Source organism: Micromonospora sp. HM134 (genome assembly GCF_007833915.1).
Lineage (GTDB): Bacteria > Actinomycetota > Actinomycetes > Mycobacteriales > Micromonosporaceae > Micromonospora > Micromonospora wenchangensis.
Genome location: NZ_CP041061.1, coordinates 6,061,510 through 6,082,690, shown reverse-complemented (window position 1 = coordinate 6,082,690; position 21,181 = coordinate 6,061,510). Strand labels below are relative to the sequence as shown.

Below are 21,181 nucleotides of genomic sequence, written 5' to 3'. Positions count from 1 at the left end.
GCCCGCACCGGGTGTGGGCGCGCTCCGGAACCCGTGCCGGGGAAGGGACACGGGTGCCGGTTCGTACGGACGGGGGCGGGGTGGCGACGGCGACGTGGTCACCCCGCCGTACGACTAGGCTGGCCGGCCGGAGGTGGTGACGGGTGGGGCGACGCACAGCGACGGCGGACACGGTCGGGCTGCTGGCCGGGTACGCGCTGGACAGCCTGCTCGGCGATCCTCGGCGCTGGCATCCGGTGGCCGGCTTCGGTCGGGCCGCCGGTGCCCTGGAACGGCGGGTCTACCGCGCCGACCGCCGGGCGGGAGCGCTCTTCACCGCCGCCGCGGTGGGCGGGCCGGTGCTGCTCGGGGCGGCGGTCAGCCGGGCCACCCGGCGACACCCGGTGGCCCGGGCCCTGGCCGTGGCCGCCGGCACCTGGACGGTGCTCGGCGGGCGGACCCTGCGCCACGAGGCGACCGTGATGGGCGCGGCGCTGCGCGCCGGTGACCTGCCGGCGGCCCGGCACCGGCTCGGGCACCTCTGCGGTCGGGACCCGTCCCGGCTCGACGAGGGCGAGCTGGCCCGCGCCACCGTCGAGTCGGTGGCCGAGAACACCTCCGACGCCGTCGTCGCGCCGCTGTTCTGGGGCGCCCTCGCCGGGCTGCCCGGCCTGCTCGGCTACCGGGCGGCCAACACCCTCGACGCGATGGTCGGGCACCGCTCACCGCGCTACGCCCGGTTCGGCACCCCGGCCGCCCGGCTCGACGACCTGCTCAACCTGCTGCCGGCCCGACTGACCGGGCTGCTCACCGTGGCTGCCGCGCCCACCGTGCACGGCGACCGGGAGCGGGCCTGGCAGGTCTGGCGTCGGGACCGCAACGACCACCCCAGCCCCAACGCCGGGCAGTGCGAGGCGGCCATGGCCGGCGCGCTGGGAGTCCGGCTCGGCGGCCGGAACGTCTACTTCGGGCGGTCCGAGGTGCGGCCGTTCCTCGGCGACGGCCCACGCCCCGAGGCGCGGCACCTCAAGCGGGCCGCCCGGCTCTCCGGCACGGTCGGCCTGGCCGCCCTCGCGTTGGCTGCTGCCTGGCCGACGACCGGGGGGCGGCTGGTCGCCGCCGCCGGTGGCGCGCTGTGGGGTGGGGGGCGGGGTCGGTGAGCGGCGGGCTGCTCGTCGCGGGCACCACCTCCGACGCGGGCAAGAGCGTGCTCACCGCCGGCATCTGCCGCTGGCTGCACCGGGCCGGCGTCGCCGTGGCCCCGTTCAAGGCGCAGAACATGTCCAACAACTCCGCCGTCGTGGTCGGCCCGGACGGGCGGGGCGGCGAGATCGGGCGGGCCCAGGCGATGCAGGCCGCCGCCTGCGGTCTCGTCCCCGACCTGCGGTTCAACCCGGTGCTGCTCAAGCCCGGCAGCGACCTGGCCAGTCAGGTGGTGCTGCTCGGCGAGGCCGTCGACACGGTCACCGCCGGCAACTTCCGGGCCCTGCGTCCGAAGCTCGCCGAGACGGCGTACGCGGCCCTGGCCGAACTGCGGGCGACGTACGACGTGGTGATCTGCGAGGGGGCGGGCAGCCCCGCCGAGATCAACCTGCGGGCCGGCGACTACGTCAACATGGGGCTCGCCCGGCACGCCGGTCTCCCCACGATCGTGGTCGGCGACATCGACCGGGGCGGCGTGTTCGCCTCGATGTTCGGCACGGTGGCCCTGCTCGACCCCGCCGACCAGGCGCTGATCGCCGGCTTCGTGATCAACAAGTTCCGGGGTGATCTCGGGCTGCTCCGCCCCGGGCTCGACATGCTGCACCGGGTGACCGGCCGGCCCACCTACGGGGTGCTGCCCTGGCACCTCGACCTGTGGCTCGACGCGGAGGATTCGCTCGCCTACGGCCGGGTGCTCGGCCGGCCCGCCGCCCCGCACGGCACCGACTGGCTCGACGTGGCGGTGGTCCGGCTGCCCCGGATCAGCAACGCCACCGACGTGGAGGCCCTCGCCACCGAACCGGGCGTGCGGGTCCGGCTCACCGTCGAGCCCGCCGAACTGGCCGCCGCCGACCTGGTCGTCCTGCCCGGCTCGAAGTCCACCGTCGCCGACCTGGCCTGGCTGCGGGAGACCGGGCTCGCCGAGGCGGTCACCGCGCACGCCGCCGCCGGCCGGCCGCTGCTGGGCATCTGCGGCGGCTTCCAGATGCTGGCCACGGCCATCCACGACCCGGTGGAGAGCCGCCGGGGCAGCGTCCCCGGCCTGGGCCTGCTCCCCATCGAGATCACCTTCGACCCGGTCAAGACCGTCCGCCCCGCCGTCGGCACCGCCGCGCCGGACGTCCCGGTACGCGGCTACGAGATCCACCACGGGTACGTCTCCACCGCCGACGCGGACCTGCCGCCGCTGCTGCACCACGCCGACGGCCGCCCCGAGGGCGCGCGGCTCGGCGCGGTGCACGGCACCCACTGGCACGGCGCGTTCGAGTCCGACGAGTTCCGCCGCCGGTTCCTGACCGAGGTGGCCCGGTCGGCTTGTCGGCACGGCTTCACCGTCGCACCGGGCACCAGTTTCGACGCCGCCCGCGAACGCTCCCTCGACCTGCTCGGCGACCTGGTCGAGGAGCACCTCGACACCGCCGCGCTGTGGCGGCTCATCGAGACCGGCGCCCCCGCCGATCTGCCGTTCATCCCACCCGGCGCACCACCGACGACCTGACCATCCTGCCCGCCCCGGCCGGACGCCCGGTCCGCGCCCGCGCCCGCTGGGAACCCCGGTCCGCGCCCGCTGCCGTCCGTGTCGGGCCGGTCGGTCGGGCCGTCGTCGTGCCGGTCGTCAGCGACGTACGTCGGCGGGCTGGTCGGACAGCGGCAACCCGGCCTCCTGCCACGCCTGCACGCCGCCGGTCATGTCGGTGGCGTTGCGCAGGCCCAACGCCTGCAGGCTCGCCGCCGCCAGACTGGAGCTGTAACCGTGCCGGCAGGCCACCACGATCTCCCGGTCGTAGCCCGTCGCCTCGGGGATGCGCCACTCGCTGGCCGGGTCCAGCCGCCACTCCAGCACCGTCCGGTCGATGACGATCGCGCCGGGCAGTTCCCCCTGCTCCCGGCGTTGCCCCTCGGTACGCGTGTCGACCAGCAGCGCACCCGCCCGTACCGCCTCGACCGTCTGGTGAGGACTCAACCGTCGCAGCCCGGCCCGGGCCTGTTCCAGCAGGGCGTCCACGCCGGGACTCATCACGTCATTGAGCACGTCCAGATCATGCCCCGGCACCCACGGCCCCGCCCGACGAACCGCACTCCCCACGGCGGAACCAGGCTCACGGGGGACACCCACTAGCGTCACCGGTGTGACGGTGGCCCTGGTCGAGGCGTACGCGACGCTGGCCCGGCGGGTGCTCGCCGGGCCGGCCCGGTTGGGGCGTACCCGACTGGTGGCCGTCGACGGGCCCAGCGGCGCGGGCAAGAGCGTCTTCACCGCGTGCCTCGCGGACGCCCTGGCCGGCCTGCCCGACGGCGGGCGGCCACCGGTGGTGCACACCGACGACCTGCTCGACGGCTGGGACGACCAGTTCACCTTCTGGACCCGACTGGAGGAACGGGTGCTCACCCCGCTGCGGGCCGGGCGACCGGGCTCCTACCGGCGGTACAGCTGGGTGCGCCGGGCGTTCCTGCCCCGCGAGGTGCCGGTGCCGGTCGCGCCGGTGCTGCTGCTGGAGGGGGTGAGCGCGGCGCGGGCGGCGATCCGCCCGGAGCTGACCCTGTCGGTGCAGGTGACCGCGCCGGAGCCGGTGCGGTTGCGCCGCGCGCTGGACCGCGACGGTGCGCACCTGCTGGCGGAACTGTGGCGCTGGCACGCGGGTGAGGCGGCCCACTTCGCCGCCGACCGGACCGCCGACGCGGTCGACCTGGTGGTCGACGGCGCACCGACCCTGCCGCACGACCGGGACCACTACTACGTCCGCCGCCCGGCACCCGTCGGTGCTCCCGGTCCGGTCGTCGGGCCGGCGGCCGGGGCCGGTCGGCGGTCCGGCCCGACTGCGGGTTCCGGCTCGCCGGGTGGCTCGCGGTAAGGCCGGCATACGATGCCGGTCATGACCTCACCGATCATGTCCGAGTCCGAGGTACGGGCCGCCGTCGCGCGGGAACTGCCCGGGGTCCGTGCCGACCTGGAACGTCTCGTCCGCATCCCCGGCATCGCGTTCGAGGGGTTCGACCACTCGTACGTCGAGCGCTCCGCCGAGGCGGTCGCCGAGTTGCTGCGCGGCTGCGGTCTCGACGTACGGATCGTGCGGTCGGGCGGTCAGCCCGCCGTGATCGGGACGAAGGCTGCCCCGCCCGGCGCGCCCACCGTGCTCATGTACGCCCACCATGACGTCCAGCCCGTCGGCGACCTGTCGCTGTGGGAGTCCGAGCCGTTCGAGCCGGTCGAGCGGGACGGCCGCCTCTACGGGCGCGGCGCGGCCGACGACAAGGCCGGCATCATGGCGCACGTCGCCGCCCTGCGCGCCTTCGGCGACCGGCTCCCGGTCGGCGTGGTGCTGTTCATCGAGGGCGAGGAGGAGTACGGCTCGGACTCGCTTCCGCGGCTGCTCACCGAGCACCGCGAGGAGATCGCCTCGGACGTCATCGTGATCGCCGACTCCACCAACTGGGACGTGGGCGTGCCGGCCCTGACCACCTCGCTGCGCGGCGTGGTCAACCTGTTCGTCGAGCTGCGCACCCTGGACCACGCGGTGCACAGCGGCATGTTCGGCGGTGCCGTGCCGGACGCGTTGACCGCGCTGGTCCGCCTGCTGGCGACCCTGCACGACGACGCCGGCGACGTGGCCGTCGAGGGCCTGACCGGCCGGGCGGGGGCCGCCGTCGACTATCCGGAGGACCGGTTCCGGGCCGAGGCCGGGCTGGTCGAGGGGGTGTCGCTGATCGGCACCGGCCGGATCACCGACCGGCTCTGGACCCGACCGGCGGTGGCGGTGCTCGGCATCGACGCCCCGGCCACCGGCGAGGCGCCGAACGCGCTGGTCCCGGCGGCGAAGGCCAAGCTGAGCGTACGGCTGGCGCCGGGCGACGACCCCAAGCGGGCGTACGACGCGGTGCGTACCCACCTGGAGAAGCACGCGCCGTGGGGCGCCCGGGTGGCGGTGACCCTGGAGCACGACGGTGACCCGTGCGTCATCGACGCGTCGGGGCCGGTGTTCGACGCCGCCCGCGCGGCGTTCCGGGCCGCCTGGGACGGCACCGAGCCGGTGGACATCGGCGTCGGCGGGTCGATCCCGTTCATCGCCACCTTCCAGGAGATGTTCCCGCAGGCGGCGATCCTGGTCACCGGGGTGGAGGACCCGCACGCGCGGGCGCACGGCCCCAACGAGAGCCTGCACCTCGGCGAGTTCACCCGGGTCTGCCTGGCGGAGGCGCTGCTGCTGGCGAAGGTGGCCGAGCAGGGGCGGCAGGCCGGTTAGGTCGCGGAACCATAACTTCGGGGTCGATGTCGGAGTTCGCGGCGTGTCGGACGACGGCCTGGTATAGCCTTCGAACATGCGTACGAACGACGTGATGACGCGGCTGGAAGCCGCCGTGAGCGCTCTGGGGGACGTCGACGTCTCCGCGTGGCCCGAGGACACGCTCAAGGAACAGCTCGGCGAGCTCTCGGCCGTGTTGGTCGCCCTGGACGGCGTGCTGTCCCGGGTCGCCGACGGCGTCCGCGCCCGTGGGCTGCGCATCGAGGAGCCCGTCTCGGTCTGAGCCGTGGTCCGGGTGGCCACACCCGGTGCCACTGGGGAGGACGGCCGGATCGGGACGGCCCGGGTACGGCAATACCCGGGTGATGTCGGGGGTGGCTGGCAGGATGAGGTGCGTGCGGTTCCTCGACCTGGCAGCCACCTCCGCGGCCGTCGCGGCCACCTCCGGCCGGCGGGCCAAGGTGGAGTTGCTGGCCGACGCGTTGCGGGCGCTCGACCCGTCCGAGGTGTCGGTCGGCTCCGGCTACCTCGCCGGTGAGCTGCGCCAGCGGCAGACCGGCGTGGGCTGGGCCAGCCTGCGCGACCTGCCGCCGCCGGCCGCCGAGCCGACCCTGACCGTGACCGCCGTCGACGCGGCGATCGACGAGATCGCCGCCGTGCACGGGCCGGGCTCCCAGGCCCGTCGCCGGCACCTGCTCGCCGCCCTCTTCGGTGCCGCCACCGCCGACGAGCAGCGGCTGCTGGTCGACCTCTTCCGGGGCGAACTGCGCCAGGGCGCCCAGGCGGGCCTGCTCGCCGACGCCGTCGCCAAGGCCGCCGACGTCCCGGTGACGGCGGTACGCCGCGCCCTGCTGCTCGCCGGTGACCTGCGGGCCGTCGCGCTGGCCGCCCGCACCGGCGGGGCCGCCGCGCTGGCCGGGTTCGGGCTCCAGGTGGGCCGCCCGCTCGCGCCGATGCTGGCCCAGAGCGCGCCCTCGGTCGACGCCGCGCTCCAGGCCACCGGGGTCCCGGCCGTGGTCGACGTCAAACTCGACGGCATCCGCATCCAGGTGCACCGCTCCGGCGACGACGTCGCGGTCTTCACCCGCAGCCTCGACGAGATCACCGCCCGGGTGCCCGGGGTGGTCGCCGCCGTACGCGCCCTGCCGGTCCGCGACGTGGTGCTCGACGGCGAGGCGATCGGGTTGGACACCGCCGGCCGTCCGCTGCCGTTCCCGCAGACCTCCAGCCGGGCGGCCCGACGGGCCACCGCCGCCGCGACCGGGGTCACCTCCGCCGGCGGTGCCGCCGCAGCGGCCGACGTGGCCCCGCTGGCCGAGGCGACCGCGCTCACGCCGTACTTCTTCGACCTGCTGCACCTCGACGGCGACGACCTGATCGACCTGCCGGGCCGGCAGCGGTGGGCCCGCCTCGCCGACGTCGTCGACGGGTCGCTGCTGGTCGGCCGGGCCGAGGTGGAGGACCCCGAGCAGGCCGGTGCGGTGTTCGCCGCCGCGCTCGACGCCGGCCAGGAGGGGGTGGTGGTCAAGTCGCCGGACGCGCCCTACGACGCCGGTCGACGGGGCACCGCCTGGGTCAAGGTCAAGCCCCGGCACACCCTCGACCTGGTCGTGCTGGCGGTCGAGTGGGGCAGCGGCCGGCGGGAGGGGTGGCTGTCCAACCTCCACCTCGGTGCCCGGGACCCGCGCACCGGCGAGTTCGTCATGCTCGGCAAGACCTTCAAGGGCCTCACCGACGACCTGTTGCGTTGGCAGACCGAACGCTTCCTCGGGCTGGCCGTGGAACGCGGTGACTGGGTGGTGCGGGTCCGCCCCGAGCAGGTGGTCGAGATCGCCTTCGACGGGGTGCTCGCCAGCACCCGCTACCCGGGAGGGGTGGCGCTCCGGTTCGCCCGGGTGCTGCGTTACCGCGACGACAAGTCGGCCGCCGAGGCGGACACCATCGACACGGTCCGGGCGCTGCACGCCGGGCGGCCCACCGACTGAGCCGCACCCGGCGGGACGGCCGGTTCAGACCGTGGACAGCGACCGGGCGTAGTTGACCTGGTTGTTGATCTGCTGCACCTGCCCCTGGTCGACGACCGGGATACGGGCCACGTACTGGTGGCCGCCGCTGGTCACCGTCACCTGCACCGTGCCGTGGTACCGGGTCTCCTTGATCAGCAGGAAGAGCAGGCTGAAGATGGTGAGGCAGAAGAAGCCGAGGATGGCGCAGACGATCGCCCAACTGGCGATCTTCTCCTCCCGCTGCCAGTGGTCGGTCACGTACCAGGTGGCGCCGGCCAGGGGCATCACCCCGGCCGGGGTACGGATCACCGGCGGACTCACCATGATCTCGCCGATCTGCACCGCCGCCGGCTGCTGACCGCCCGCCGCCCCCGGCAGCGGCGGGGTGAACTGCGGCGGGTACGGCCCAGGCTGGCCCACCGGCGCGGCGTACGGGTCGACCCCGGCCGGTGCCGGGAACGGTGCCGGCGGCGCGGAGAACTGGGCCGGCAGCGCGGAGAACTGCGCGGGCGGTGCGGAGAACTGGGCCGGCGGGCCGGAGAACTGCGCCGGTGGGGCCGAGTACGGTCCGGCCGGCGACGGGGTGGAGGGGTCGAGCGGTGCCGCCGGGGGAGGCGTGGCCGGGAACGGGGCCGTGGGAGGCGTCTGCTGCGCCGGTACCGCCGGGGGCGCCGGGAAGGCATCCGGTGCTGCGGGGAAGGCCGCCGGGGGCGCGTCCGGCGACGGTGCCCACGGGTCGGAGGCAGGGCTCGCCTGCGTGGGCGGATCGGACGGGTACGACGGGGCGGGGTCGGAGGTCACCGCGACACCTCACGCGCGTTGGACATCCTGCGGACCATACAGCGTCCGCCGCCGTCCCGCGTCCCGGCGTGGTTCCGACCCCGGGGCACGGCGGCCCGCAGAGGGCCCGGTGCAGCCACCGCCAGCCGGTCGCCCCGGCCGGGTGGGTGACTGTCGTGGGTCCTTTCGAGGTGATGACGAGAACGAGTCAGGGCCGACCGGGAGTGGTGGACCGAATCGCGCGGCTCCGGCACTCGACCGGGTGATGTCGTGACGTCATCAGCTCGAAAGGACGCGCACCCATGGTGGGAGGCCGCCCGGCTGGTGCCGTATGGCGGGCAGCCTGGCGGGGCCGGGCAGTTCGGCGGGCGGGGCAGCCTGGTGGGCGGGGCAGCCTGGCGGGCGGAACAGCCTGGCGGGCGGGCGGTCCGGCAGGGGCGGTGGTCAGGCGGAGGCGGCCGGTTCGGCGGCCCGGTCGACGGGGGGCTTCGGCGCGTCCAGGCCGGCGGCCCGGCGGGCCTCCCGCCGGGCCACCCAGCCGTAGCCGAACAGCGTCATCGCGGCGAACAACCACCACTGGACGACGTAGCCGAAGTTCTGCCAGTTGTTCGTGTGCCCGATCGGCACCGCCCGGAACGCCGGGTCGTTCGCCGGGGTCTGCTCGTCGAGCAGCAGGTAGGCCCCGTGCAGCGGGTACGGCAGTTCCCGGGCCAGCTTGTCCACGGTCACCCGACGGGTCTCCAACCGGCCGTCGCGCCGGTCCACGCCGTTGCCGCCGCTCTCGGTGGGGTGCACCCGGCCGACGACGGTCACCTGACCGGTCGGCAGCGCCGGCACCTCGGGCATGGCCAGCGCGCCGCCGGGCGCCGGGGGAACCCATCCCCGGTCGACCAGCACGGCCGTGCCGTCGTCGAGCACCAGCGGGGCGAGCACCTCGAAGCCGACCCGGCTCTCCACCGTCCGGCCCCGGATCAGGATGACGTTCGAGGCGTCGTACCGGCCGGTGACGGTGACCCGGCTCCACTCGGCCTGCGCGGCGGGGGCCGGACCGACCGTGCCCGCGCCCCCGGTGGGGGCCGGCAGCGTCGACCGCAGCGGTGCGGGGGTGCCGGCGGTGCCGGCGTCGATGCGCTCGTTGACGGCGGTACGTTCCCGGTAGCGGTCCAGCTGCCAGTTGCCGAGCAGCACCATGACGGCGGCGGCGACCAGGGTCAGCGCGAGGATGCCCAGCCAGCGTGGGGTCAGCAGGAACCGGTACACAGCATGAGGCTACCCGTATGACCGACGCCACCCTGCGCGACGGCCCGGCACCGGCCCGTACGCCGTCGGATCGGCGGTCTCCGCCTGTCGCCGGGGGCGGGTATGGTCACGCCTGCGGATCGCCGCCGGTGTTCCTCCCGGCCGTCCGCGAGCCACCGCCCGTCGCCACCGAGGAGTCGATGATGACCGCCGTGCCGCGCCTCGTGTTCAGCGCGCCGTCCTCCGGTCACGGCACCAACGCGTTGTCCGTCGGTCTGCTCGCCGCCCTCGCCGACCGGGGGCTCGATGTCGCCGGTTTCAAGGTCGGCCCGGACCACGTCGACGCCGCCTACCTCGGCCTGGCCGCCGGCCGTCCCGGCCGCACCCTCGACCCCCGGCTGATCGGCGGCGACCGGCTCGGGCCCCTTTTCGCGTACGGCGCGCAGGGTGCCGCGTTGGCCCTGGTCCAGGGCACCATGGGGCTGTACGACTCGGTCGCGGGCCGCCCCGAGGCGGAATCCACGGCCGCCGTGGCGACCGCGCTGCGTAGCCCCGTCGTGCTGGTGATCGACGTGGCGGCGATGGGGCAGTCGGTGGCTGCCCTGGTGCACGGCTTCCGCTCGTACGACGAGCAGCTCTGGTTGGGTGGGGTGATCCTCACCCAGGTCGCCTCCGGCCGGCACGAGGCCATGCTCCGGGAGGCGCTCGACGACGTCGGGATGCCGGTCTACGGCGCGCTGCGCCGGCACGAACTGCCCCCGGTGCTGCCCGCCCGCCGGCACGGCGTGGTGCCGGTCCTCGGCCGCGACGCCGAGGCGTCCCGCGCGGTGCGCCGGCTCGGCGAGGCGGTCGCCGGAACGGTCGACCTGGAACGGCTGCTCGGGTTGGCCCGCTCGGCCCCGGCGCTCTCCGTCCCGTCCTGGTCGCCGGTGTCCGCCGCTCCGGTGGGGGACGCGCCGGTGGTGGCGCTCGCCGGCGGCCCCGGCGGCAGCTACAGCCACCCGGAGACCGCCGAGCTGCTGCGGGGTGCCGGGGCCCAGGTGGTCACCGTCGACCCGCTGCGCGACGAGGCGTTGCCCGCCGGCACCCGCGCGCTGGTCGTCGGGGGCGCGCTGCCCGAGTCGTACGCGCGGGACCTGTCGGCCAACCGGCGGCTGTGCATCGCGGTGGCTGAACTGGCCCGCACCGGCCGGCCGGTGATCGCCGAGGGCACCGGTCTGCTGTGGCTGGCCCGGGAGCTGGACGGGCTGCCGATGTGCGGGGTGCTGGACGCGATCGGCGCGAGCCGGGACGGCCTGGTGGTCGGTTACCGGGAGGCGACCGCCCTGTCCGACAGCGCGGTCGCCCGTACCGGTGCGACGGTGGTGGGCTACAAGCAGCACGGCGCGGTGCTCACCCCCCGCTCCGGGCAGCGGGCCGCCTGGAGTTGGGAGGGCGGCACGCCCGAGGGCTTCGTCTGGCGGGGGGTGCACGCCTCCCAGCTCGGCCTGCACTGGGCGGCGTACCCCGAGATCGCGACCCGGTTGGTGACGGCGGCGGCGCTGCCCTCGCCGGTCGAGGGCGTCGCCGCACCGGCCTGACCGGCCGGCCAGCCTCGGCCGGCCGCCCCCGCCTCAGCCGACGATGGCGTCCGACGGTGGGGTGAACTGGCGGGTCGGGGTGCCCTTGAGACCGTCGCGCAGGGTCTGGGCGACCGCGTTGACCGGGACCTGGGACTGCCCGTCACCGACGGCGTTGAACGGGTTGTCCGGGTCGGCGATGAAGCTCGCCGCCGCCAGTTCCGGGGTGTAGCCGACGAACCAGGCCGACCGGGTGCTGTCCGTGGTGCCGGTCTTGCCGGCCACCGGGCGGCCCACCGTGCCCCGGACGCTGTCCGCCGTCGACCAGCCGCCGCAGCTGCCCTTGGCCGGGGTGTCGCCGGTGGGGCAGCGCGCCGCGTCGGTGGCGGCACGGGCGGCGTCGGCGTTCACCACCTGCCGGCAGCGCGGCTTGGCGACCTCCCGTTCGATGCCACCGGCGGTCTTGTACGTGGCCGGGGTGCCGTCCCGGTTGGTGATCGAGTTGACCGGCATCGCCTCGCAGTAGCGCCCGTCGGCGGCGATCGCGGCGTAGGCGTTGGCCATCTCCAGCGGGGTGGCGTCGGAGACGCCCAGGGTGAACGCGCCCCACTTCTTCGCCTTGCTGGGCGACGCCTGGTCCTTGTCCACGTCGGTACGCCAGCGCAGGCCGAGCTGCTCGGCGAGGTGCACCCCCCGGTCCGCGCCGATCTTCTCCTCCAACTGGACGAAGTAGGTGTTCACCGACTTGCCGAACCCGGACCACATGGTCTGCCGGCCGGTCATCGCCCCGCTGGCGTTGGACGGCGCCCACCCGTCGTACACGGCGGACTTGTACCGGTACGGCGAGTCGAACGCGGTGGACAGCGGCATCCCGGCGTCCAGGGCGGCCAGCATCGGGAACATCTTGAACGTCGAGCCGGCCTGGTAACCGGGGAGGGTGCCGCCGCCGAGCAGCGGGGCGACCGTGTTCGGGTAGTTCGCCTTCGTCTTCGGGTCGGCCTCGGGGTTCGAGCTGGGTCCGTTCTGGCTGACATCCAGGGAGTACGTCCGGTTCACCGCCATCGCCTTGATCCGCCCGGTGCCCGGTTCGGCGACCACGATGCCGTTGGCGAAGGGGCTGCCGACGCCGTCCTTCGCGCCGACGTTCTTCTCGGCGGCGGCCTGGACCTTGGGGTCGAGACTCAGCACGATCCGGTAGCCGCCCCGGCGCAACTTGTCCATCCGTTCCAGCCGGTTCTCGCCGAACGCGGGCTGCGCGCTCCACCAGTTCTTCACGTAGTCGCAGGCGAAGCCCCAGGTGTTGTACTTGCCGGGGATCGAGGCGCAGTCGTTGGCGGGGGTGGTGGGCCGGGTCCGGATGGGTTCGCTCTTGGCGACCGCGGCGGCGTCCGGGGACAGGTAGCCGAGTTGGGACATCTTGTCGAGGACGTAGTTGCGCCGGCCGGTGGCCTCCTTCTGGTCGGAGCTGAGCGGGTCGTACTCGGAGGGGGACTTGACCAGGCCGGCGAGGGTGGCCGCCTCGACCGGGGTGAGCGTGGCCGGGGTCTTGGAGAAGAAGATCTGCGCCGCGGCGTAGATGCCGTACGCCCGGTGGCCGAAGTACGCCGAGTTGAGGTAGCGCTCCAGGATCTGCTCCTTGGTCAGCTCCTTCTCGATGTCCAGCGCCATCCGCATCTCCTTGACCTTGCGCAGGCTGGTCTGCTGGGTGGCCTCCTGGACCTCCTGCGGCGTCTGCGCGCTGTCCCGTAGCGCCATCCGGACGTACTGCATGGTCAGGGTGGAGGCGCCCTGGGACACGCCGCTGGAGCGGGCGTTGGCCACGAAGGCGCGGGCGACGCCCTTGGGGTCGACGCCCCGGTGCTGGTAGAAGCGGTTGTCCTCGGCGGCGACGATGGCCTGCTGGATGTTCGGCGACATGTCCGACAACTTGGTGTACTGCCGGTACTCCTCGTAGAACATCGTCAGGATCGTGGTGCCGTCTGGGGCGTAGAGGTAGGACGTCTCGGCGGGCAGGGCGGTGCGCAGGATGTTCGTCTTGTGCTCCACGGCGTGCGCGGTGGCCTTGGCGCCCAGGCCGGTCACGGCGGCCAGCGGGTACGCCACGGCGGCGAGCACGATGCCGGCGATCAGCCCGGCACGCAGGAGAGGAACGGAACGACCAGCGGCAGCAAGGGGTCGATTGCTCACCTGGTCAAGTTATGACATTTCCGATTCGTCCATGAGAAGAATTCATGAACGCTCGGGCGTTCCCCGACCGGGACGGCGACCGCGGGGGAAGAGTCCGGCATGCCGTGATGTGGACCACCCCGGGATCGGCTGTCCCCTGCGCCGGCTTCCCGGCAGGATCGCGGACATGCATGGGCAACTGACCGGCGGCACGCCGTCGACCGGTCCGGACGGCGGCGGCGACGTGCCGGCGACGACGCGCGGGACGACCGCCGACCCCGGACCGGATCTCGCCCACCACGGGGACGCCGAGGCCACCCCCGGCCTGGTCGACCTGGCCGTCAACGTCCGCCGGGACCCGATGCCGGACTGGCTGGCCGCCCCGGTCACCGCCGCCCTCGCCGACCTGGCCGGCTACCCCGACCCCCGGCCGGCCCGCGCCGCCGTCGCCGCCCGGCACGGCCGCCCACCGGCGGAGGTACTGCTCACCGCCGGTGCCGCCGAGGGCTTCGTGCTGCTCGCCCGCGCCCTGGCCGGGGTACGCCGCCCGGTGGTGGTGCACCCGCAGTTCACCGAACCGGAGGCCGCGCTGCGGGCCGCCGGCCACCGGGTCGAACGGCTCCTGCTCGACCCGGACGACGACTTCCGGCTCGACCCGGCCCGGGTGCCGGCCGACGCCGACCTGGTCATGATCGGCAACCCGACCAACCCGACCTCGGTGCTGCACCCCGCCGCCGCCCTGGCCGCCCTGGCCCGGCCCGGCCGGGTGCTCGTCGTCGACGAGGCGTTCGCCGACACCACCGACGCCCCCGGCGTCGACGGCGAACCCGAGTCCCTCGCCGCCCGCCGGGACCTGCCCGGCCTGGTCGTGGTGCGCAGCCTCACCAAGACCTGGGGGCTGGCCGGGCTGCGGATCGGCTACCTGCTCGGCGAGGCCGCCCTGGTGGACCGGCTGGCCGCCGTCCAGCCGCTGTGGGCCGTGTCCACCCCGGCGCTGGCCGCGGCCACCGCCGTCGCGTCACCGACCGGCGTCGCCGCCGAGCGCGCCATCGCCGCCCGGCTCGCCGCCGACCGCGACCACCTGGTGCGCCGCCTGTCGGCCCTGCCCGGGGTACGCGTCGCGGGCCGGCCGGCCAGCGCCTTCGTCCTGGTCCACCGCCCCGGCGCCGACCGGGTACGCCAGGCGTTGCGCGACCGGGGCTGGGCCGTACGCCGCGGCGACACCTTCCCCGGGCTGGGGCCGGACTGGCTGCGGATCGCCGTCCGCGACCCGGCCACCACTGATGCGTTCATCGAGGTACTGGCGGAGATCCTGGAGGCATGATGTTGGAGACGACGATCGCGGAGATCGGTCCGCCCGACCCGGTGGCGATGACCGCCGCCCGGGACCTCCAGGCCCGGCTGACCAAGCCGGCCGGCTCGCTCGGCGCGCTGGAGGAGCTGTCCGTACGCCTGGCCGGCCTGGCCGGGGTCTGCCCGCCGCCGCTGCCCGAACCGGCGGCGGTGGCGATCTTCGCCGGTGACCACGGCGTGCACGCCCAGCGGGTCACCCCGTGGCCGCAGGAGGTCACCGCCCAGATGATCGGGAACTTCCTGGCCGGCGGGGCGGTCGTCAACGCGTTCGCCAGGCAGGCCGGCGCCTCGGTCACCGTGGTCGACGTCGGCGTGGCCACCCCGCTGCCGTTCCCACCCGCCGACCCCGCGCCCAACAACGCCACGCCCGCCGACGTCGTGCCCGCCGACGCCGCGCCCGCCTCGACCGGCACCACCCTGGCGCCGCCGCGCCTGCTCGACGCGAACGTGCGGCGTGGCACCCGGGACATGACGGTCACCGCCGCGCTCACCCGGGACGAGGCGCGGGCGGCGGTCGAGACCGGCATCCGGGTCGCCGGTGAGCTGCTCGACGCCGGGGCGGGGGTGCTGCTCACCGGCGACATGGGGATCGCCAACACCACGCCGGCCGCCGCGCTGGTCGCCGCGTTCACCGGGGTCGACCCGGAGGCGGCCACCGGCCGGGGCACCGGGGTGGACGACGAGACGTACCGGCGCAAGGTCGACGTGGTGCGGACGGCGCTGGAGCGGCACCGGCCCGACCCGGCCGACCCGCTGGGGGTGCTGGCCGCCGTCGGTGGCCTGGAGCACGCGGCGCTGGCCGGCCTGATCCTCGGTGCGGCGGCCCGCCGGGTGCCGGTGCTGCTCGACGGGGTGATCGCGGCCGCCGCCGCGCTGGCCGCCGCCGCCCTCGCCCCCGACGCGGTCGGCGCGATGGTCGCCGGGCACCGCTCCGCCGAGCCGGGCGCCACCGTGGCGCTGCGCCACCTCGGTCTCGACCCGCTCGTCGACCTCGGCCTGCGCCTCGGCGAGGGCACCGGCGCGCTGCTGGCCCTGCCGGTGGTCACCGGCGCGGTCCGGGTGCTGCACGAGGTGGCCACCTTCGACGCGGCGGGGGTCTCCGAGAAGTGAGCACCAACCCGTACCCCCTCGGCCTGCGGCTCGCCGGGCGGCGGGTGGTCGTGGTGGGCGGCGGCGCCGTGGCCAGCCGGCGGGTACCCGCCCTGCTGGACGCCGGGGCCGACGTGCTGCTGGTCAGCCCCGAGGTCACCCCCGCGTTACGCGCGCACGTCGACGCCGGACGGCTGCACTGGCGACCCCGCCGGTTCGCCCCCGACGACCTCGACGGGGCGTGGCTGGTCCAGGTCGCGGTGGACGATCCGCACGCCGCCGCCTCGGTCAGCGCCGCCGCCGCCGAACGGCGGATCTTCTGCGTCCGGGCCGACGACCGGACGGCGGCCACCGCGTGGACCCCGGCGGTGACCCGGCACGGACCGGTGACGGTGGCCGTGCTGGGCGGGGGGGACCCGCACCGGGCGATGGCCGTCCGGGACGCCGTCCGGGAGCTGCTCACCGCGCGGACCGGGCTGGCCGTCGGCCCGGCAGGGTCGAGCCGGGACGCCCCGGCACCGGCCGGGGGTGTCGGCGGCCCGCAGGCTCCGGCACCGGCCGGGGCTGTCGCGGACCAGCAGCCTTCGGCGACGGCCGGGTCCGGCGGCGGGGCGGTGCCGCCCGGTGGGCCGGTCGGGCGGGTGTCCCTGGTCGGCGCGGGACCGGGCGACCCGGAGCTGATCACCGTCAAGGGGTGGCGGCTGCTCACCGAGGCGGACGTGGTGGTCGCCGACCGGCTGGTGCCCGGGCTGCTCCTGGACGAACTGCGCCCCGACGTCGAACTGGTCGACGCGGCGAAGATCCCCTACGGGCCGTCCCGGGCTCAGGAGGAGATCAACCGGATCCTGGTCGACCGGGCGCTCGCCGGGAAGGTCGTGGTCCGGCTCAAGGGCGGCGACCCGTACGTCTTCGGGCGCGGCGGGGAGGAACTGCTGGCCTGCGCGGCGGCCGGCGTGCCGGTGACCGTGGTGCCCGGGGTGACCAGCGCGGTGGCCGTGCCGGCGGTGGCCGGTGTCCCGGTCACCCACCGGTCGGTGGCGCACGAGTTCACGGTGGTCTCCGGGCACGTCGCCCCGGACTCACCGGTCTCCCTGGTGCGCTGGGAGGCCCTCGCCGGTCTGCGGGGCACCCTGGTGGTGCTGATGGGGCTCAAGAACCTGGCCGCCATCGCCGACACCCTGACCCGGCACGGCCGGGACGCGGCCACCCCGGTCGCGGTGATCCAGGAGGGCACCACGGGTGGGCAGCGCAGCCTGCGGTCGACGCTCGGCGCGGTGGCGGCCGACGTGGTCGCGGCGGGCCTGCGGCCCCCGGCCATCGTGGTGATCGGCGACGTGGTCGACGCCCTGACGCCCTGACCACGCCCGCGTCTTGATCGACTCGCCTGGGCCGATGTTGCGGTATCCACGACGGGGGACACCGCTACATCGGCCCACAAGAGGCGGTCTTGAGAGGGATGCCGCCACCTCGGCCGGGTGGGCCGAGGTGGCGGGTCGAACTGTCGCTACTGCTTGAGCATGTTGTCCAGCAGCAGGGCGCAACGGATCAGCCCGAGGTGGCTGTACGCCTGCGGGTGGTTGCCCAGCCCGCGCTCGGCCAGCGGGTCGTACTGCTCGGGGAGCAGCCCGGTCGGGCCGGCGGTGTCGACCATCTGGGCGAACAGCTCCTCGGCGTCGGTGCGCCGACCGGTGCGCAGGTACGCCTCGATCAGCCACGCCGTGCAGATGTGGAAGCCACCCTCCCGGCCCGGCAGCCCGTCGTCCCAGTGGTAGCGGTAGACGACCGGGCCGCTGCGCAGATCCGCCTCGATCTTGAGCACGGTGGAGAGGAAGCGCGGGTCGTCGCCCGGGAGCAGGCCGGACAGCCCGATCCAGAGAGAGGAGGCGTCCATGTCCTCGTCGCCGTACGCGACGCTGTACGCCTCGACCTCCTCGTGCCAGCCGTTCTCCAGCACGTTGGCACCGATCCGGTCGCGCAGCTCCACCCACTCCGGCCGGTCCTCGCCGTCGTGCTGGCGCACCACGTGCAGGGCCCGGTCGACGGTCATCCAGCACATCACCTTGGAGAAGATGTGGTGCCGGGGCGGGAGGCGGGCCTCCCAGATGCCGTGGTCGGGTTCGTGCCAGCGGCGGCGGACCGCCTCGACCATGTTGTCCAGCACCCGCCACTCGTCGTCGCGGACCGAACCCCGGGCGTCGGCGACGGCCGCGATCAGGTCGGCGATCGGGCCGAAGACGTCCAGTTGGAGCTGGTGGTTGGCGAGGTTGCCGACCCGGACCGGCCGGGAGCCGGCGTACCCGGGCAGGGTGTCGATGACCGCCTCGGCGCCCAGCTCGTAGCCGTCCACGGTGTAGAGCGGGTGCAGCCGCTCGGGGTGCCCGCCGGTGCGCTCGATGCAGCCGTCCACCCAACGCAGCAGCGCCTCGGCCTCCTCGATCGAGCCGAGGTCGACCAGGGCCCGGGCGGTCATCGCCGCGTCCCGCAGCCAGCAGTACCGGTAGTCCCAGTTGCGGACGCCGCCCAGCTCCTCCGGCAGCGAGGTGGTCGCCGCCGCCAGGATCGAGCCGGTCGCCTCGTGGCAGAGGCCGCGCAGGGTGAGCGCGCTGCGGGCGACCAGGTCCCGGGCGGTGGCGGGCAGCCGCAGCGAGGCCACCCAGTCCTTCCAGGGCTGCTCGGCCCGGGCCTGCCGTTCGTGGATGCCGACCGCGTGGTCCTCCAGGCTGTGCGTGCCGAAGCGCAGCTCCAGCACCACCTGGCCGCCGGTGGCGGAGAGGTCGACCACGGCGTGCGCGGTCTCGTAGCCGCCGTCGTTGCGGACCTGCCAGGTCACCCCGGGGGAGTAGAGCGCGACGGGCTCGTTGGAGCCGAGCACCAGCAGGCCGTCGTCCATCGGCTGGAGCTGCGTGGCGACCTGCCCGAACTCGGGACGCGGGGCGAACTCGACGCGGGCCCGCCCGGAGCCGGTGAGCACCCGGACCAGGGTGGAGTCGCCGGTGATGACGGCCGGGCCGTCCGGGGTGGTCTCCCGGGCCGGCAGGTCCAGCCAGTCGGTGACGGTGAGCCCCGACCAACGGGTCTCCACGGTCATCGTGCCGTTGCGGTAGCGCTGGCCCAGCGGGATGCCGCCCCGCTCCGGCCCGACCGTGAAGTGCCCGGCCGGGCTGCCGCCGACCAGGTCGGCGAAGATCGCCGCCGAGTCCGGCTTGGGGTGGCAGAGCCAGCTCACCTTGGCCTCGGGGGTGAGTAACGCGACGGTACGGCCGTTGGCCAGCATCGAGTGCCGCTCGATCGGCACCGCCCGCTCGCCGAAGAGCCAGTGCCGACGGGTCTCCAGCAGCAGGCCGAGCGCGCGGGCCGCCTCGATCGGCTCGGCCACCCGGTAGTGCGCCTGGGTGTCCCCGGGGCCGATCTTGATGCCCAGGTCGGGGCCGTGCAGGTTGCCGAAGGCGTTCTCGTCGGTGACGTCGTCGCCGATGAACAGCACCGCGCTGGCCGAGAGCTGGGTGCGGAGCTGATCGACCGCGGTGCCCTTGTGGGTGGCGACCACCGACAGCTCGATGACCTCCTTGCCCTGGGTGACGGTGACGTCGTCCCACTTCGCCGGCCCGTTGCGGACCGCCTCGACGGCCGCGGCGGCGACCTGCGGGTCGACCCCGCGGGTGTGCACCGCGACGCTTGCCGGCTTGCGTTCCAGCCGTACCCCCGGGTGGGCCAGGGCGATCTCGCGCAGCGCGTCGCGCAGCCGGGTGCGCACGGCGACCAGTTCGGGGGAGAGCCGCTCGACGAAGCCGATGTCGAACTCGGAGCCGTGGCTGCCGACGAGGTGGATCTCGTTGGGCAGCCGGGACAGCGCGGCCAGGTCGCGCAGCGCCCGCCCGGAGACCACCGCGACGGTGGTCTGCGGCAGCGAGGCCAGCGCCCGGACGGCGGCGACCGACTCGGGCAGCGGCACGGCCTTGCTCGGGTCCTCCACGATCGGCGCGAGGGTGCCGTCGTAGTCGCAGGCGACCAGGAGCTGCGGTACGCGGGCGATGCGTCCGATCGCGGCGAGCAGCTCCGGGTCCATCGTCCCGGCGGCGGGGGTGATGATCTCGGCGGTGGGGGCGTTCACTCGGCCTCCGTCCCCGGTGCGCCCAACTCGGTCAGAAAGGACTTCGCCCAGTGCCCCACATCGTGGGTGCGCAGGTGACGTTGCATGATCCGCATGCGTCGACGGGCCTCCGGCTTCTCTACGTGTACAGCCCGCAGGAGGGCGTCCTTGACGGCGTCGGGGTCGTGCGGATTGCACAGGAACGCCTGGCGCAGCTCGGTGGCGGCGCCGGCGAACTCACTGAGCACGAGCGCACCGCCCTGGTCGGCGCGCGATGCGACGTACTCCTTGGCCACCAGGTTCATTCCGTCTCGCAGCGGGGTCACCATCATCACGTCGGCCGCGACGTACATCGCGGCCAGTTCGCTGCGACTGTACGACTGATGCAGATAATGCACCGCCGGCACGCCGACCCTGCCGAATTCGCCGTTAATCCGACCAACCTCGCGTTCCACCTTGACCCGAAGTGCCTGGTAGTGCTCCACGCGCTCCCGGCTGGGGGTGGCGACCTGCACCATAACCGCGTCCGGAACTGTCAACTTTCCGTCAGCAAGGAGTTCCCGGAAGGCCTTGAGTCGGAGTTCGATGCCCTTCGTGTAGTCGAGCCGGTCGACGCCCAGGATGATCGTCTTCGGGTTGCCCAGCTCCTCGCGGATCTGCTTGGCGCGGGCCTGGATCGCCGGGTCCTCGGCCAGCCGCTCCATCTCCTTGGTCTCGATGGAGATCGGGAACGCGCCCGCCTTCACCTGCCGCCCGTCGACCTGGATCATCTGGCCCTCGTAGCGCAGCCCGAGCAGGTGCCGGGCCAGCCGGACGAAGTTCTGCGCGGCCAGCCGCTGCTGGAAACCGACCAGGTCGCTGCCGAGCAGACCGCGCAGGATCTCGGTGCGGAACGGCATCTGCATGAACAGCTCGATCGGCGGGAACGGGATGTGCAGGAAGAAGCCGATCTTCAGATCCGGCCGCAGCTCGCGCAGCATCGCCGGGACCAGCTGGAGCTGGTAATCCTGCACCCAGACCGTCGCGCCCTCGGCCGCGACGTCCGCCGCCGCCTCCGCGAACCGGGCGTTGACCAGCCGGTACGCCTCCCGCCAGCGGCGCTTGTAGGCGGGTGTCTCGACGGCGTCGTGATAGAGCGGCCAGATGGTCGCGTTGGACTGGCCCTCGTAGTAGCGTTCCAACTCCTCGGCGCTCAACGGCACCGGGTGCAGCCGGATGCCCTCCAGGTCGAACGGCTCCGGGGCGGCGCCGGTGCCACCGGCCCAGCCGACCCAGGTGCCCCGGTGCTCGGCGAGGACGGGGTGCAGCGCGGTGACCAGCCCACCCGGGCTGCGCCGCCACTGTCGTCCCTCGGGTGTGCTCACCTCGTCGACCGGCAGTCGGTTGGCCACAACGACAAAGGAGCTACGGACGGTCACGATCGGCCACCTCCGGGTGCTGACGGGTCCACCGCGATGAGCGTACTGAGCGTAGCTG

The 21,181-nt window shown here is 74.6% G+C and carries 15 protein-coding genes and 1 pseudogene; 10 read left to right on the top strand and 6 right to left on the bottom strand.

Annotated features, from left to right (window positions below; translation table 11 throughout):
* Positions 1–143 precede the first annotated feature (143 nt).
* Complete coding sequence (locus FJK98_RS26295; protein ID WP_145921361.1) at positions 144–1,139, top strand: cobalamin biosynthesis protein; 996 nt, start codon at positions 144–146, stop codon at positions 1,137–1,139.
* Positions 1,136–2,680: a cobyric acid synthase gene (locus FJK98_RS26290; protein WP_145921360.1), complete on the top strand. Its 1,545-nt coding sequence runs from the start codon at positions 1,136–1,138 to the stop codon at positions 2,678–2,680. Before FJK98_RS26295 ends, FJK98_RS26290 begins: the two co-directional genes overlap by 4 nt.
* Before the next feature lie 117 nt (positions 2,681–2,797).
* Here FJK98_RS26290 and FJK98_RS26285 read toward each other — a convergent pair whose 3' ends face one another.
* A complete protein-coding gene (locus tag FJK98_RS26285) occupies positions 2,798–3,199 on the bottom strand; it encodes a rhodanese-like domain-containing protein (protein ID WP_145923004.1) in 402 nt (133 codons plus the stop codon).
* On the opposite strand from FJK98_RS26285, the pseudogene FJK98_RS26280 reads away from it, so the two are divergent.
* The 4 genes and pseudogenes from FJK98_RS26280 to FJK98_RS26265 all read left to right on the top strand — a co-directional run.
* A pseudogene (locus tag FJK98_RS26280) lies at positions 3,134–4,078 on the top strand (uridine kinase); the annotation flags it as partial. The gene FJK98_RS26285 and the pseudogene FJK98_RS26280 sit on opposite strands and share 66 nt — an antisense overlap.
* Complete coding sequence (locus FJK98_RS26275) at positions 4,071–5,423, top strand: dipeptidase (protein WP_205789558.1); 1,353 nt, start codon at positions 4,071–4,073, stop codon at positions 5,421–5,423. The pseudogene FJK98_RS26280 and the gene FJK98_RS26275, both read left to right, overlap by 8 nt.
* 76 nt (positions 5,424–5,499) lie before the next feature.
* Complete coding sequence (locus FJK98_RS26270; RefSeq protein ID WP_088646578.1) at positions 5,500–5,706, top strand: hypothetical protein; 207 nt, start codon at positions 5,500–5,502, stop codon at positions 5,704–5,706.
* Positions 5,707–5,809: 103 nt separating this feature from the next.
* Complete coding sequence (locus tag FJK98_RS26265; protein ID WP_194821523.1) at positions 5,810–7,408, top strand: ATP-dependent DNA ligase; 1,599 nt, start codon at positions 5,810–5,812, stop codon at positions 7,406–7,408.
* A 24-nt stretch (positions 7,409–7,432) separates the two neighbouring features.
* Here the strand turns inward: FJK98_RS26265 and FJK98_RS26260 are convergent, their stop codons facing one another.
* The gene (locus tag FJK98_RS26260) at positions 7,433–8,230 is read right to left on the bottom strand and encodes a hypothetical protein (protein ID WP_145921357.1); all 798 of its coding nucleotides are present in this window, start codon (positions 8,228–8,230) and stop codon (positions 7,433–7,435) included.
* Positions 8,231–8,653: 423 nt separating this feature from the next.
* A complete protein-coding gene (locus FJK98_RS26255; RefSeq protein WP_145921356.1) occupies positions 8,654–9,469 on the bottom strand; it encodes an SURF1 family protein in 816 nt (271 codons plus the stop codon).
* 128 nt (positions 9,470–9,597) lie between these two features.
* Here FJK98_RS26255 and FJK98_RS26250 point away from each other — a divergent pair, with 128 nt between their 5' ends.
* Complete coding sequence (locus tag FJK98_RS26250) at positions 9,598–11,028, top strand: cobyrinate a,c-diamide synthase (protein ID WP_370516924.1); 1,431 nt, start codon at positions 9,598–9,600, stop codon at positions 11,026–11,028.
* Between the two features lie 33 nt (positions 11,029–11,061).
* Here the strand turns inward: FJK98_RS26250 and FJK98_RS26245 are convergent, their stop codons facing one another.
* Positions 11,062–13,194: a transglycosylase domain-containing protein gene (locus FJK98_RS26245; protein ID WP_145921355.1), complete on the bottom strand. Its 2,133-nt coding sequence runs from the start codon at positions 13,192–13,194 to the stop codon at positions 11,062–11,064.
* A gap of 166 nt (positions 13,195–13,360) precedes the next feature.
* Here FJK98_RS26245 and cobC point away from each other — a divergent pair, with 166 nt between their 5' ends.
* Genes cobC through cobA form a run of 3 tightly spaced genes read left to right on the top strand, consistent with a single transcriptional unit; the run spans position 13,361 to position 16,973 of the window.
* Positions 13,361–14,497 (top strand): Rv2231c family pyridoxal phosphate-dependent protein CobC, encoded by a 1,137-nt coding sequence (cobC, locus tag FJK98_RS26240; RefSeq protein ID WP_145921354.1) that lies wholly within the window; start codon positions 13,361–13,363, stop codon positions 14,495–14,497.
* A complete protein-coding gene (locus FJK98_RS26235) occupies positions 14,497–15,636 on the top strand; it encodes a nicotinate-nucleotide--dimethylbenzimidazole phosphoribosyltransferase (RefSeq protein WP_145923002.1) in 1,140 nt (379 codons plus the stop codon). The genes cobC and FJK98_RS26235 overlap by 1 nt, the downstream gene beginning before the upstream one ends.
* The gene (gene cobA / locus FJK98_RS26230; RefSeq protein WP_145921353.1) at positions 15,633–16,973 is read left to right on the top strand and encodes a uroporphyrinogen-III C-methyltransferase; all 1,341 of its coding nucleotides are present in this window, start codon (positions 15,633–15,635) and stop codon (positions 16,971–16,973) included. Before FJK98_RS26235 ends, cobA begins: the two co-directional genes overlap by 4 nt.
* A 146-nt stretch (positions 16,974–17,119) precedes the next feature.
* Here the strand turns inward: cobA and otsB are convergent, their stop codons facing one another.
* Both otsB and FJK98_RS26220 read right to left on the bottom strand, forming a co-directional pair.
* Positions 17,120–19,681 (bottom strand): trehalose-phosphatase, encoded by a 2,562-nt coding sequence (otsB, locus tag FJK98_RS26225; protein ID WP_145923001.1) that lies wholly within the window; start codon positions 19,679–19,681, stop codon positions 17,120–17,122.
* A 41-nt stretch (positions 19,682–19,722) separates the two neighbouring features.
* Positions 19,723–21,123 (bottom strand): trehalose-6-phosphate synthase, encoded by a 1,401-nt coding sequence (locus tag FJK98_RS26220; RefSeq protein WP_088646585.1) that lies wholly within the window; start codon positions 21,121–21,123, stop codon positions 19,723–19,725.
* Positions 21,124–21,181 lie beyond the last annotated feature (58 nt).